The organism is Limnobacter alexandrii (assembly GCF_005871185.1).
In the GTDB taxonomy this organism is placed as follows: domain Bacteria; phylum Pseudomonadota; class Gammaproteobacteria; order Burkholderiales; family Burkholderiaceae_B; genus Limnobacter; species Limnobacter alexandrii.
Genome location: NZ_SWKN01000007.1, coordinates 297,560 through 310,476, shown reverse-complemented (window position 1 = coordinate 310,476; position 12,917 = coordinate 297,560). Strand labels below are relative to the sequence as shown.

Sequence of the window (12,917 nt, the reverse complement as noted above, 5' to 3'; positions counted from 1 at the left end):
AGGTGAAGCGCAAATGATGCGATCATTACAACAAAACTCGTATTTGTTCGGGGGCAATGCGCCCTATGTCGAAGAAATGTACGAGGCCTACCTGGACAACCCAGGATCTGTGCCAGACAAATGGCGCGCCTACTTTGACCAAATGCAAATGGTGCCTTCCGCTCACGGTGACGTGAACGAGAAAGACGTGGCCCATGCGCCGGTGGTTCAATCTTTTGCCCAACGTGCCAAAAAAGGCTTCCTGCAGCCGCAGATACATTCTGCCGACCTGGAAGTGGCCAAGAAACAGGTGCACGTGCAGTCCATTGTGGCGGCTTATCGCTTCCTGGGTTCACGATTTGCAGACCTGGATCCGCTAAAGCGCCAGGAACGCCCGAACATTCCGGAGCTTGATCCAGCCTTCTACGGTTTGACCGAAGCGGACATGGACATCACGTTCTCCGCGACCAACACCTACTTTGGTCAAGATCAAATGACCCTTCGCGACATCGTGAAGGCTTTGCGCGACACCTACTGCCGTTCCATCGGTATTGAATACATGCACATCAGCGACCCCGCCCAAAAGCGCTGGTTGCAAGAACGCATGGAAACCAGCCTGGGTACCGCTCAACTGTCGACTGAGGAAAAGTTACACATTCTCGAGCGCCTGACCGCTGCTGAAGGCCTCGAGCGCTATTTGCATACACGGTATGTGGGTCAGAAGCGTTTTTCACTTGAAGGCGGTGAGTCTTTCATTGCTTCGCTTGACCAGGTGATTCAGCGTGGTGGTGCCAACGGTGTGCAAGAAACCATTATTGGCATGGCTCACCGTGGCCGTTTGAACGTATTGGTCAACATTTTGGGCAAAAGCCCAAGCCAGTTGTTTGAAGAATTTGAAGGCAAGCATGCCGATGATTTGCCCGCGGGTGATGTGAAGTATCACCAAGGCTTTTCATCCGATGTCACCACCCCCGGTGGCCCCATGCACTTGTCTTTGGCGTTTAACCCGTCTCACCTTGAAATCGTCAACCCCGTGGTTGAAGGGTCGGTGAAGGCTCGTCAAGAACGTCGTGGTGACAAGGAAGGCAAGCAGGTGTTGCCAGTGCTGGTGCACGGTGATGCAGCTTTTGCCGGTCAGGGTGTTGTCATGGAAACACTGAACCTGGTGCACACGCGTGGCTACGGCACAGGCGGTACGGTTCACATCGTGATCAACAACCAAATCGGTTTCACCACCTCCGATCCTCGCGACAGTCGTTCCACGCTGTACTGTTCAGACGTGGTCAAAATGATTGAGGCGCCGGTATTCCACGTCAATGGCGACGATCCCGAAGCAGTGATTTTCGTAACCCAGTTGGCGCTCGATTTCCGCATGGAATTCCAGCAAGACGTGGTGATCGACATTGTCTGTTTCCGCAAGCTGGGCCACAACGAACAAGACACCCCGGCCGTTACTCAGCCTTTGATGTACAAGAAAATTGGCCAGCATCCCGGCACGCGTGCACTGTACGCTGAGCGCTTGGTAATGCAGGGTATTCTTAGTGCAGATGGCGCAGAAAAACTTGTTGCTGACTTCCGCGCTGCGATGGACGAGGGCAAGCACAACCGCGCCGATCCCGTGCTGACCAACTACAAGAGCAAGTTTGCGGTGGATTGGTCACCTTACTTGAACAAGAAGTGGACCGATGCGGCTGACACATCGGTGCCTATCTCTGAAATCAAGCGTCTGTCCGAACGTATTACAACAGTGCCTGAAAACTTCAAGGTTCACCCCTTGGTGCAAAAAGTGATCGCTGATCGTGCTGCCATGGGTCAAGGTGAAACCTTGCTGGATTGGGGCATGGGTGAGCACCTGGCTTACGCTTCTCTGGTTTCCTCTGGTTATGCTGTTCGCATGACTGGTCAGGATTGTGGTCGCGGCACCTTCACTCACCGCCACGCCGTTTTGCATCATCAGGGTCGTGAAAAGTGGAGCGAGGGTACCTATGTGCCTCTGGAAAATATTTCAGAAAGCCAGGCACCCTTCACGGTGATCGACTCTGTATTGTCAGAAGAAGCTGTGCTTGGTTTTGAATACGGCTACTCCACTGCCGAACCCAACACTTTGGTTATTTGGGAAGCCCAGTTTGGCGACTTCGCCAACGGTGCCCAGGTGGTGATCGACCAGTTTATTTCTTCAGGTGAAGTCAAGTGGGGTCGTGCCTCTGGCCTGGTCATGATGTTGCCTCACGGTTATGAAGGTCAGGGCCCTGAGCACTCCTCTGCACGAATTGAGCGTTATTTGCAGCTCTGTGCCGAGAACAACATGCAGGTGTGTCAGCCGACCACGCCAGCGCAAATTTTCCACCTGTTGCGTCGCCAGATGATCCGCTTGTTCCGCAAGCCATTGATCATCATGACGCCGAAGTCTTTGTTGCGTCACAAGGAAGCCACATCTTCCCTGCAAGACCTGTCAAAAGGCCACTTCCAGACAGTGATTGGTGACCAGGGCGAACTGGAAGCCAGCAAGGTCAAGCGAGTGGTCCTTTGTTCCGGTCGCGTGTATTACGACCTTATCGCGGCTCGTCGTGAGCGCAACATCAAAGATGTTGCGATTGCACGTATCGAGCAGCTGTACCCATTCCCGCACAAGTCATTGAGCGCAGAACTGCGCAAATACCCCAATGTGACCGATGTGGTGTGGTGTCAGGATGAACCGCAAAACCAGGGACCCTGGTTCCAGATCCAGCACAACGTGCTTGAAAACCTGTCGGAAGGACAGCGTCTGGGTTATGCGGGCCGTCCGGCGTCAGCTTCTCCAGCCGTGGGCTATTACGCCAAGCACAACGAACAGCAGAAAGCGCTGATCGATGCTGCTTTTGGCAAGCTCAAGGGTTTCGTGATCACCAAGTAACTACAGGACGCGGGCTGGCCATGGTGGTCGCCCGCACTTGAACAAAGAATTCAAAAGGAAAATATTCCATGGCAATCGTAGAAGTGGTCGTACCACAACTGTCCGAATCTGTCGCCGAAGCAACGCTGTTGAATTGGTACAAAAAACCTGGTGACGCGGTTAAGCGTGACGAAAACCTGATCGATGTTGAAACCGACAAGGTTGTGCTTGAAGTGCCTGCGCCTTCTGGCGGTGTTATTGTTGAAATTCTCTGCGAAGACGGTGCAACCGTTGTCGCAGGCCAGGTTTTGGCGAAAATTGACACGGAAGCAAGTGCTTCAGCAAGCGCACCTGCTGCCGCAACGCCTGCACCCGCGGCGGCTTCAGCACCAGCAGCCCCAGCATCCGCTCCAGCTCCTTCGGCCAGCGTTGATGGGTCTGTCGCCATGCCAGCAGCCGCCAAAATGATGGCGGAGAACAAGCTGAGTGCAGACCAAGTTGCAGGCTCCGGAAAAGATGGTCGCATCACCAAGGGCGATGTAATTGGCACCTTGAATGCACCTGCAGCAGCGCCTGCTCCCGCCGCCAAACCAGCAGCTGCACCGGCTGCTGCCAAACCAGTCAGCCTGTTGCCCGAAGTTAAAGCGCCGCTTGATCCTTCAACCTTGATTGAAGGCCGCCCAGAGCAGCGCGTGCCCATGAGCCGTTTGCGCGCACGCGTTGCAGAGCGCCTGGTACAGTCTCAGCAAACCAACGCCATTCTGACCACGTTCAACGAAGTGAACATGAAGCCGGTGATGGACTTGCGCAACAAGTACAAGGACAAGTTCGAAAAAGAACATGGTGCCAAGCTGGGCTTCATGGGCTTCTTCGTGAAAGCAGCAGTGGCTGCATTGAAAAAGTACCCAGTGCTCAATGCCTCTGTCGATGGCAACGACATTGTGTACCACGGCTACTTCGACATCGGTATTGCCGTGGGTTCCCCACGTGGTTTGGTGGTGCCGATTATTCGCAACGCCGATCAAATGAGCATTGCCGACATTGAGATGAAGATTGCCGAATTCGGCCAGAAAGCCAAAGACGGCAAACTAAGCCTGGACGACCTCACAGGCGGTACATTCTCGATTTCCAACGGTGGTGTGTTTGGTTCCATGCTGTCCACCCCGATTATCAATCCACCCCAGTCGGCAATTTTGGGTATTCACGCCACGAAAGAGCGTGCAGTGGTCGAGAACGGTGAAATCGTGATTCGCCCAATGAACTACCTGGCCATGAGCTATGACCACCGAATTATTGATGGTCGTGAAGCGGTGCTTGGTTTGGTCGCAATGAAGGAAGCCCTGGAAGACCCAGCACGCTTGCTGCTGGAACTGTAAGGGGAATTCTCATGAGTACACAATACGACGTAGTAGTGATTGGTGCGGGCCCCGGCGGTTACATCGCCGCGATCCGCGCGGGTCAGCTGGGTATGAAAGTGGCCTGTATTGAAGGCAATGCATACGATGATCCCAAGGGTGAACCACGCTTGGGCGGAACTTGCCTGAATGTGGGTTGCATTCCATCGAAGGCTTTGTTGGCCTCTTCCGAGGAATTCGAGAAGATCCAGCATCATGCTGAAGATCACGGAATCACGGTGACTGGTGCGAAAATGGACGTGGCCAAAATGGTCAAGCGCAAAGATGAGATCGTTGCGAAAATGACCGGCGGTATTCAATACCTGTTCAAGAAAAACAAGGTCACGCCCATCAAGGGCTGGGCCAGTTTTTCCGGCAAGGTCGATGGTGGTTTCGAGTTGACCGTGAAAAGTGCGGCCGGTGAAGAAAAAGTGACTGCCAAACAGGTCATCGTCGCGACAGGTTCCAAGGCCCGCCATTTGCCCGGGATTGCTGTAGACAATGAAATCGTTTGCGACAACGAGGGTGCCCTGAAATTTGGCGCTGTGCCCAAGAAGTTGGGCGTGATTGGTGCGGGCGTGATTGGTCTTGAGCTGGGCTCTGTGTGGCGCCGTTTGGGTGCGGAAGTAACCGTGCTCGAAGCCATGCCCAATTTCCTGGCTGCAGCCGATGAAGGTGTGGCCAAGGAAATGCAGAAGATCTTCACCAAGCAAGGTTTGAAGATGAACATGGGCGTGAAAATTGGTGAAGTGAAGGCCAGCAAGAAAGGCGTTTCAGTGGCTTACACCGATGCCGATGGGGCAGCCCAAAAGCTGGATTGCGACAAACTGATCGTGTCTGTGGGCCGCGTACCCAACACCGATGGCTTGAACCTGGAAGCCGTTGGCCTGAAAACCAATGACCGTGGCCAGATTGATGTGGATGCCCACTGCCAAACCTTGGTGGCTGGTATTTACGCGATTGGCGATGTGATTCGGGGTGCCATGTTGGCGCACAAGGCTGAAGAAGAAGGCGTGATGGTTGCAGAAATCATGGCTGGGCAGGCTGGCCATTGCAACTACGACACCATTCCATGGGTTATTTACACCTCACCTGAAGTGGCTTGGGTGGGTAAAACCGAGCAACAGTTGAAACAGGAAGGCCGCAAGTACAAGGCAGGTCAGTTCCCGTTCATGGCCAATGGCCGTGCGCTGGGGCAGGGTGATTCTCAAGGCTTTGTGAAAGTGTTGGCCGATGCCACCACCGATGAAGTTCTTGGTGTGCATATCATCAATAGCCATGCCTCTGACTTGATTGCGGAAGCGGTCATGGCCATGGAGTTCAAGGCTTCTTCTGAAGACATCGGTCGCATTTGCCATGCGCACCCCAGTTTGTCTGAAGTGGTCAAGGAAGCGGCTTTGGCTTGCGACAAGCGTCAACTGAACGGTTAATATTTAGCTCAGTGTCGATCCGAAACGGCTGGTGAATTGCTTCATCGGCCGTTTTTTTAATTCTATTGATTCAAATTCATCATCGTGAACGTTCAGGAATACTACAAACAAACTTTGGCCGAACGTGGTTACCAGTCGGATGCTGCACAGCAAAAGGCGGTAGACCGCATGCAGCTTTTTTACGATGAGTTTGTTGAATACAAAAAAGCCCGCAGCAGTGTTATTAAAAAATTCTTGAATCGCCCAGCTGTTCCCAAGGGCTTGTACCTGTGGGGTGGGGTAGGCCGCGGTAAAAGTTTTTTGATGGATTGCTTTTACAACTCTGTTACCGTACAGCGAAAGGTGCGTTTGCATTTTCATGAGTTCATGCGCGGTGTGCATGCCGAACTCGATGATCTGAAAGGGGTTCAGGACCCGCTGGACGAGGTGGCTGCTCGCATTGCCAAGCGTTACCGTTTGATTTGTTTTGACGAGTTTCACGTATCGGACATTGCCGATGCCATGATTCTGTATCGCCTGCTGGATGGCTTGTTCGCCAACGGCGTGACTTTCCTGATGACGTCCAACTACAAGCCCGATGACCTATACCCAGACGGCTTACACCGCGATCGTTTGCTGCCCGCCATTGCTTTGCTCAATAAGCAACTTGACGTGATTAATGTCGATGTGGGCGTGGATTACCGCCGCCGCACGTTGGCGCAATTGAATACCTACCTGATGCCGCTTGATGACGTCGCAGACAGGCAGTTGACCGAAGACTTCAAGCGCTTGGCCGAAGTAGCCGATGAGCCAGCAGAGCTACAAATTGAATCACGCGTCATCAAGGCGGTACGACGTGCGGGTTCAGTGGTGTGGTTTGATTTTCCCACCCTGTGCGGTGGCCCGCGCTCGCAAAACGATTACCTGGAAATTGCCAGCCAGTTTCAAACCGTGATTCTCAGTGGTGTGCCCAAAATGGGTGCGGGCATGGCCTCCGAGGCGCGTCGCTTCACTTGGTTGATCGATGTGTTGTACGACCACAAAGTGAAGCTGATTATGTCGGCTGCTGTGGAACCGGAAGAACTGTACACCGAAGGTGCAATGGCGCATGAGTTCTTCCGCACGGTGAGCCGCATTGTCGAAATGCAATCCAAAGAGTATTTGGATTCGCCGAAGCGAAACGCGGTGCGACTTTAATTTTTCTTATTTGTTTCCTTTCGCTTTTGCAAAGGCGGCAGCAAATGCATTGTTGGCAAACCCCGCACCCTGTTGCGAACTGGAAGCAGTGCCACCTCCGCGTCGATCTCCTCTTGAATCGCCTGCGCGGTTGGCTTGAATCTGCCGCCCGGCAGTTTGCCCGGGCATTGCTTTCGGCACTTCATCGCCCATCTTCATGGTCAATGAAATGCGCTTGCGGGGAATGTCCACTTCTAGCACTTTCACTTTCACAATCTGCCCTGTTTTCACCACGGTGTGCGGGTCTTTCACAAAGGTGTTGGATAAAGCAGAAACATGCACCAGGCCATCTTGATGCACGCCAATGTCAACAAATGCGCCGAAATTGGCCACATTGGTGACGACACCCTCCAGCGTCATGCCAGGCTTCAAATCAGCCATGGTGTGCACTTTGTCATCAAATTTCGCAGTCTTGAAGCTGGGGCGTGGGTCACGGCCTGGTTTTTCAAGTTCTACCAAGATGTCTTGAACAGTGGGCAGGCCAAATCGCTCATCCACAAACTCCGAAGGTTTTAATTCCTTGAGCACTTCACGACTGCCCACCAGGCTACCCACAGGCTTTTTAACCTTGGCTGCCATTTTCTCGACAACAATATAAGCCTCGGGGTGTACAGAGGATGCATCCAGCGGATTTTCCGCACCATGAATGCGCAGAAAGCCCGCTGCCTGCTCAAATGTTTTGTCACCCAAGCGCGGTACTTTACGAAGGTCTTCGCGGCTTTTGAATTTGCCATTTGTATTTCGGAATGAAACCAGCGCCTTCGCCACCGATGCATTCAAACCCGACACGCGCGACAGCAATTGCTCAGAAGCAGTGTTCACTTCTACACCCACAGCGTTGACGCAATCTTCAACCACTGCATCAAGACGACCGCTCAGCTGGCGCTGATCCACATCGTGCTGGTATTGGCCTACACCGATTGATTTAGGATCGATTTTGACCAATTCAGCCAGGGGGTCTTGCAAGCGACGCGCAATCGACACCGCGCCGCGAATGCTGACATCCAGATCAGGCAGTTCAGCCGATGCCAAGGCCGAGGCAGAGTAAACCGAGGCGCCGGCTTCACTCACCATCACGCGAGTGGCTTTCAGGTCTTTGTGTTGCGCGAGCAAGTCGGCAGCGAGCTGATCGGTTTCCCGGCTGGCGGTGCCGTTGCCAATGGCAATCAATTCAACATTGTGTTTTTGGCACAGCGCAGCCAGCAGGGCGATGGATTCATTCCATTGTCGGCGGGGTTCATGCGGGTAGATTGTGGCGTGTTCAACCACCTGGCCTGTACTGTCAATCACTGCCACCTTCACACCCGTGCGAATACCCGGGTCCAGGCCCATGGTGGCCTTACCACCGGCTGGTGCTGACAACAACAGGTCTTTCAGGTTTTTACCAAACACGGTAATGGCTTCGGCTTGCGCTGCGTCACGTAGCGTGCCGATCACTTCACTTTCAAGGGTGCTGGCCAGTTTGATCTTCCAGGTCCAGCGGCATGTTTCGCTCAAGAACTTGCCGCGTGGGCTGTCGTCTCGCTCAATGCCGTGCAGGCGTGCAATTTCAGATTCAAAAGGGTGGGGCGCGCGTGGGCTTTCGGCTTCCCACACTTCGGGCAGGTCCACTTTCAGTGTCAAAAATCCCTGTTCACGGCCGCGCAGCATGGCAAGCATGCGGTGCGAAGCCGTGCTGCTCAAGGGTTCCTGATGCTCAAAATAATCTTGAAACTTGATTGCCTCGCTGGCTTTTTCAGGCACCACGGCAGCGCGAATCGCGCCCTCGGCTTTTAAGCGGTTTCTTAAAAGTGCCAATAAGGCTGCGTTCTCTGAAAATTGTTCCGCCAAAATATCGCGGGCACCGTCCAGTGCAGCTTTGGTGTCATTGATCTGATGTTCTGCATTCAAATAGACCGTTGCCAATTCTTCGGGTACGGCCTGCCTGTTTTCAAGAATCGCATCGGCCAGTGGCTGCAGGCCAGCTTCACGGGCAATTTGGGCGCGTGTGCGGCGCTTGGGCTTGTAGGGCAGATACAGGTCTTCCAGCGTCTGCTTGTTTTCGGCCTTTTCGATGGCTGCTTTCAGTTCGGGCGTTAATTTGCCCTGGCTTTCAATGGATTCCAGAATACTGCTGCGTCGATCTTCCAGTTCACGCAGATACACCAACCGTTCTTGAAGATCACGAAGCACTGCATCGTCTAGCCCACCCGTGGCCTCTTTTCGGTAACGGGCGATGAAAGGCACAGTTGCACCTTCGTCCAACAAATCGACTGCTGCCTTGATTTGTGATTGTGCGGCACCCAATTCTTGAGCCAACTGGGCGATAATTCGATTTTGAACAAGCGACATGGATTCTGATCTATGAGTTTTCAAAGTAAGCAGGGCATTGTGCCACAGCTTGTGAAGTCCTCCGGTGTCAGGATGCAAGGCCTGCTCACCCGCATTTTGCCTGCCTCGGCCCTGGTACTGGCTGCCTGTAGTACGGTTCAGTTGCAGGCCAGCAAACCACAGGCACCCAACACGCTTGAGCAAGCACGTGCCTATGTGGCCGAGCGAGAAAAACAACTTGAGTACCTTGAGTACGAGTTGAATGAGCAATCACGCGCCTGTTACAACAAGTTTTTTGTTTCCAGCTGTTTGGATGATGTGCGTCTGCAAGGCGCACAAATTCGCCGGGCGCACCTTGAAGTTCAAGGCAAGGCTGAGGACATGATTCGCCTGGATGAATATGCAAATCGTCGTTCCAGAACGCCGAACTAAAATTGGCCGCAGAATGGGTGATCCACTTCGGGTAGATTGATACCAGCCTTTGTTCACTTGCGGCTACAATGGTGTTACCACCGAGCCGGTTCAACCTGAATGCCCATGGTCCACACTGAAGACATCGAATCGATCAAGCGACGAATTGTAGAACTGCAAGTCGAGCACCGGGATCTTGATCAAATTATCGCCATGCTGACGGCACAGGCGGGTTTTGATCAGTTGCAGGTTCGAAGGCTGAAAAAGCGCAAATTGCAAATCAAAGACTCAATTACGCTGTTGCAAATTCAGCTTGAACCCGATATTCCCGCCTAACCATCACGTCCATACGCGCCCATATCCTGCATGTTTGATTTCTCTGAACCCTTGAACGAGGCTTTTGCCCCTGGTGGTGCTTTGGCCCGCCGACTGCCCGGGTTCAGCGCACGTGAATCGCAAATTGAAATGGCACAGGCTGTGGGGCAAGCCATTGAAACCCAAGGTGCGTTGGTTGTGGAGGCGGGTACAGGCACCGGCAAAACCTTCGCTTATGTGGTGCCAGCCTTGTTGTCCGGGCGACGGGTGTTGTTGTCCACCGCCACCAAAACTTTGCAGGACCAACTGTTCAACAAAGACCTGCCGTTGGTGCGCGAAGCCTTGGGTGTACCGGTCAATGTCGCATTGTTGAAGGGCCGCCAGAATTACGTATGTCATTTCCACCTTGAGCGGGCTTTGAAAGAAGCACGGTTGCCATCGCCCCGCGAAGTGGATCATTTACAAAAGGTAAAACTATTTGCTGGCCGCACCCACACCGGTGACCGGGCCGATTGTGCAGGTGTACCCGAGGACTCAGCCGTTTGGAGCTGGGTAACCTCCAACAAAGACAATTGCTTGGGCGGCGAGTGCCCCAATGCCTCTGAATGCTTTGTGAACAAAGCGCGCCGCGATGCGCTGGATGCGGAAGTGGTGGTTGTGAATCACCATTTGTTTTTGGCAGACCTGGCGCTGAAGGAAGAGGGAATTGCAGAGCTGCTTCCGGCCTGCGATGTGATTGTGTTTGATGAAGCGCATCAGTTGCCAGACATCGCAACAAGCCTGCTTGGGCAAGCCATATCCACCGCCCAATGTCAGGAGTTTTTGCGGGACGTGCTCATTGAAGGGCGCACTTCCAGTGCAGATGCTGGTGATTGGGATGCTGTGCTTCGCCCCATGGAACTGGCGTTGAAGGAAATTCGGCGCATTGTTGGCACCGAAATTGATTCAGCGCGCTTCACGCATGCCCAGTTTTTGGCTTTGAACGGTGTTGCGGCTGTGTGCACCGACTTTGAAAGTCGCTTGGAGGGATTGATTGAAATGATCAGCCCCCTGTCGGTGCGCAATGAGTCTTGGGTGAAGCTGATGAGCCGTGCCAGTGAACTGTGCCTGCGCTGGCAAGACTGGTTTTCGCCAGCAACAGCGCAATCCGATGAGCAGTCGGTGCGCTGGGTCAGTGTGTCAACCAATGTCGTGCAGTTTTGTGATTCGCCGCTGGATGTGTCGAATGCATTTGCCAAGCTGTATGCAGAACAAGCCAAGACTTGGGTGTTCACCAGCGCCACCTTAAGTATTAAAGAAAGCTTGCAGCATTTCACTTTGCAAGTGGGGCTGGATGATTGCCAGCAGTTGCTGTTGCCCAGCCCCTTCGATTATGAATCGCAAGCGCTGCTGTGCGTGCCCGACAATTTGCCCTTTCCCAACGAGCCCCAATTCAGTAAAAAATTGTGTGATGCGGTGTGGCCGCTGTTACAGGCCAGTGAGGGCGGTGTATTTTTTCTGTGCACCAGCCATCGCGCCGTGAAGCAGGTTGGAGAGTACCTGCGTGAACGAATTGAGAAAGACGAACTGGATTGGAGCCTGTTGGTTCAAGGTGAAGCCTCCAGGGCCGAGTTGCTTGATCAGTTCAGGGTGTTGAATAACCCGGTTTTGGTGGGTGCAGCCAGTTTCTGGGAAGGTGTGGATATTCGAGGCGAAGGGCTGCGCTTGGTCATTATTGACAAGTTGCCGTTTGCTCCACCCGATGATCCGGTGTTTCAAGCCAAAAGTGAATTGATTAAAAACCGCGGTGGCAATGCGTTCCAGGACTTGTCCTTGCCCGACGCAGCCATTGCCTTGAAACAGGGTGCTGGCCGCCTGATTCGCGACGAATCGGATTGGGGTGTGTTGCTGATTGGTGATCGCCGCTTGGTTGAAAAAGGCTATGGCAAATTGCTGTGGCGAAGTTTGCCGCCGTTCAGGCGCACGCGAGAGTTGAGGGTGGCGATTGAGTTTATGCGAGACAAGCGTACGAAATAAGTATGAAATAAAAAAGGATCCGTGAAGGATCCTTTTTTGTTGTGCCGCTTGACGTATCAGGCATCAGTCTTTCCAAACCTGCCACCACTTGGCTTCAACTTTTTCCTTTTCGGGAAGATCCATATTCCAATAAGGGCTGTCTTTAAAGTTGAGGTTGATCACGCGTTCGGTGTCCGCAGCCAGGGAAGTCATGTTCAGTTTCTGGTAGCAGCGCAGGCTGATGAACAGCGCTTCTTCAATAGAAGGCGTTTGTTCAAATCGACGCACCACTTCTTGCGCGCGGTTAACGGCGGCCAGGTAGGCGCCACGTTTGTAGTAGTAGCGGGCCACATGTAGCTCGTTTTGCGCAAGTGCATTCACCAGATATTGAAGGCGCGATTTACTGTCGTCGTAGTACTTGCTGTCAGGAAAACGGCTAACCACTTCCTTGAATGCATCAAACGCAGCACGTGTCCCCTTGGGGTCGCGGGCACTTTGATCTTCACCCGACAGCAGCGCAAAAATGCCTTTGTCCTCGTTGAAGCTGATCAAGCCGCGCAGGTAATACACGTAATCTAGATTCTGGTGGTTGGGGTATAGCTTGATGAAACGGTCAGTGGCAGCCAATGCCTGCGCATTGTCTCCAGCTTTGTAATAAGCAAATGCCGTATCAATTTGCGCCTGTTGGGCAAAACGACCGTAAGGGTAGCGTGCTTCAAGCTTTTCCAGCAGTTCGATACCGCGTTCGTAGTTGCCCACATCAATTTCTGCTTTGGCTTCTTCGTAAAGGCGGGCAGGGCTCCAGCCCTCGGTTTCATCGAATTGTTTTGCCGAGCCGCAGGCGGCCAGCGCGAAAATCAACGCGGGGATCAGGAATAACTGCGATAATGTGCGCAGCCAAGAGGTGCGCGGGGCCAGTGTGGTTTTGTTCATGTGATTTCGAAACCCGAAGTGTCCCTGTTTGATCATCAATGGTTTTCCATTATATCGGGCAAA

At 53.2% G+C, this 12,917-nt stretch carries 9 protein-coding genes; 7 read left to right on the top strand and 2 right to left on the bottom strand.

What is annotated here, in order from left to right; all coding sequences use genetic code 11:
• Window positions 1–13 precede the first annotated feature (13 nt).
• The 4 genes from FCS97_RS08780 to zapE all read left to right on the top strand — a co-directional run bounded on the left by FCS97_RS08780 (window position 14) and on the right by zapE (window position 6,851).
• Window positions 14–2,872 (top strand): 2-oxoglutarate dehydrogenase E1 component, encoded by a 2,859-nt coding sequence (locus FCS97_RS08780; RefSeq protein ID WP_138518069.1) that lies wholly within the window; start codon window positions 14–16, stop codon window positions 2,870–2,872.
• Between the two features lie 68 nt (window positions 2,873–2,940).
• Entirely contained in the window at window positions 2,941–4,227 is a 1,287-nt protein-coding gene (gene odhB, locus FCS97_RS08775; protein WP_138518068.1) for a 2-oxoglutarate dehydrogenase complex dihydrolipoyllysine-residue succinyltransferase, read from the top strand.
• A gap of 11 nt (window positions 4,228–4,238) precedes the next feature.
• Window positions 4,239–5,675, top strand: a complete 1,437-nt coding sequence (gene lpdA / locus FCS97_RS08770; RefSeq protein ID WP_138518067.1) for a dihydrolipoyl dehydrogenase — start codon at window positions 4,239–4,241, stop codon at window positions 5,673–5,675.
• 84 nt (window positions 5,676–5,759) lie between these two features.
• The gene (gene zapE / locus FCS97_RS08765; protein WP_138518066.1) at window positions 5,760–6,851 is read left to right on the top strand and encodes a cell division protein ZapE; all 1,092 of its coding nucleotides are present in this window, start codon (window positions 5,760–5,762) and stop codon (window positions 6,849–6,851) included.
• A gap of 6 nt (window positions 6,852–6,857) precedes the next feature.
• On the opposite strand, the gene FCS97_RS08760 is transcribed toward zapE, so the two are convergent.
• Window positions 6,858–9,221 carry a Tex family protein gene (locus FCS97_RS08760; RefSeq protein ID WP_138518065.1) on the bottom strand — a complete coding sequence of 788 codons (2,364 nt, stop codon included), beginning with the start codon at window positions 9,219–9,221 and terminating at the stop codon, window positions 6,858–6,860.
• Between the two features lie 12 nt (window positions 9,222–9,233).
• Between FCS97_RS08760 and FCS97_RS08755 the strand changes: the two genes are divergently transcribed.
• The 3 genes from FCS97_RS08755 to yoaA all read left to right on the top strand — a co-directional run bounded on the left by FCS97_RS08755 (window position 9,234) and on the right by yoaA (window position 11,942).
• Entirely contained in the window at window positions 9,234–9,632 is a 399-nt protein-coding gene (locus tag FCS97_RS08755) for a hypothetical protein (RefSeq protein WP_138518064.1), read from the top strand.
• Window positions 9,633–9,731: 99 nt separating this feature from the next.
• Window positions 9,732–9,947: a YdcH family protein gene (locus FCS97_RS08750; RefSeq protein ID WP_008248474.1), complete on the top strand. Its 216-nt coding sequence runs from the start codon at window positions 9,732–9,734 to the stop codon at window positions 9,945–9,947.
• Between the two features lie 30 nt (window positions 9,948–9,977).
• On the top strand, window positions 9,978–11,942 hold the full coding sequence (gene yoaA / locus FCS97_RS08745; protein ID WP_138518063.1) for a DNA repair helicase YoaA: 1,965 nt from the start codon (window positions 9,978–9,980) through the stop codon (window positions 11,940–11,942).
• A 63-nt stretch (window positions 11,943–12,005) separates the two neighbouring features.
• Here the strand turns inward: yoaA and FCS97_RS08740 are convergent, their stop codons facing one another.
• A complete protein-coding gene (locus FCS97_RS08740) occupies window positions 12,006–12,854 on the bottom strand; it encodes an outer membrane protein assembly factor BamD (RefSeq protein ID WP_138518062.1) in 849 nt (282 codons plus the stop codon).
• Window positions 12,855–12,917: the final 63 nt, after the last annotated feature.

Coding starts and splice junctions, on each gene's coding strand:
- FCS97_RS08755 (WP_138518064.1), top strand. CDS start 9,234: ATGAGTTTTCAAAGTAAGCAGGGCATTGTGCCACAGCTTGTGAAGTCC.
- FCS97_RS08740 (WP_138518062.1), bottom strand. CDS start 12,854: ATGAACAAAACCACACTGGCCCCGCGCACCTCTTGGCTGCGCACATTA.
- FCS97_RS08750 (WP_008248474.1), top strand. CDS start 9,732: ATGCCCATGGTCCACACTGAAGACATCGAATCGATCAAGCGACGAATT.
- FCS97_RS08780 (WP_138518069.1), top strand. CDS start 14: ATGATGCGATCATTACAACAAAACTCGTATTTGTTCGGGGGCAATGCG.
- odhB (WP_138518068.1), top strand. CDS start 2,941: ATGGCAATCGTAGAAGTGGTCGTACCACAACTGTCCGAATCTGTCGCC.
- lpdA (WP_138518067.1), top strand. CDS start 4,239: ATGAGTACACAATACGACGTAGTAGTGATTGGTGCGGGCCCCGGCGGT.
- yoaA (WP_138518063.1), top strand. CDS start 9,978: ATGTTTGATTTCTCTGAACCCTTGAACGAGGCTTTTGCCCCTGGTGGT.
- FCS97_RS08760 (WP_138518065.1), bottom strand. CDS start 9,221: ATGTCGCTTGTTCAAAATCGAATTATCGCCCAGTTGGCTCAAGAATTG.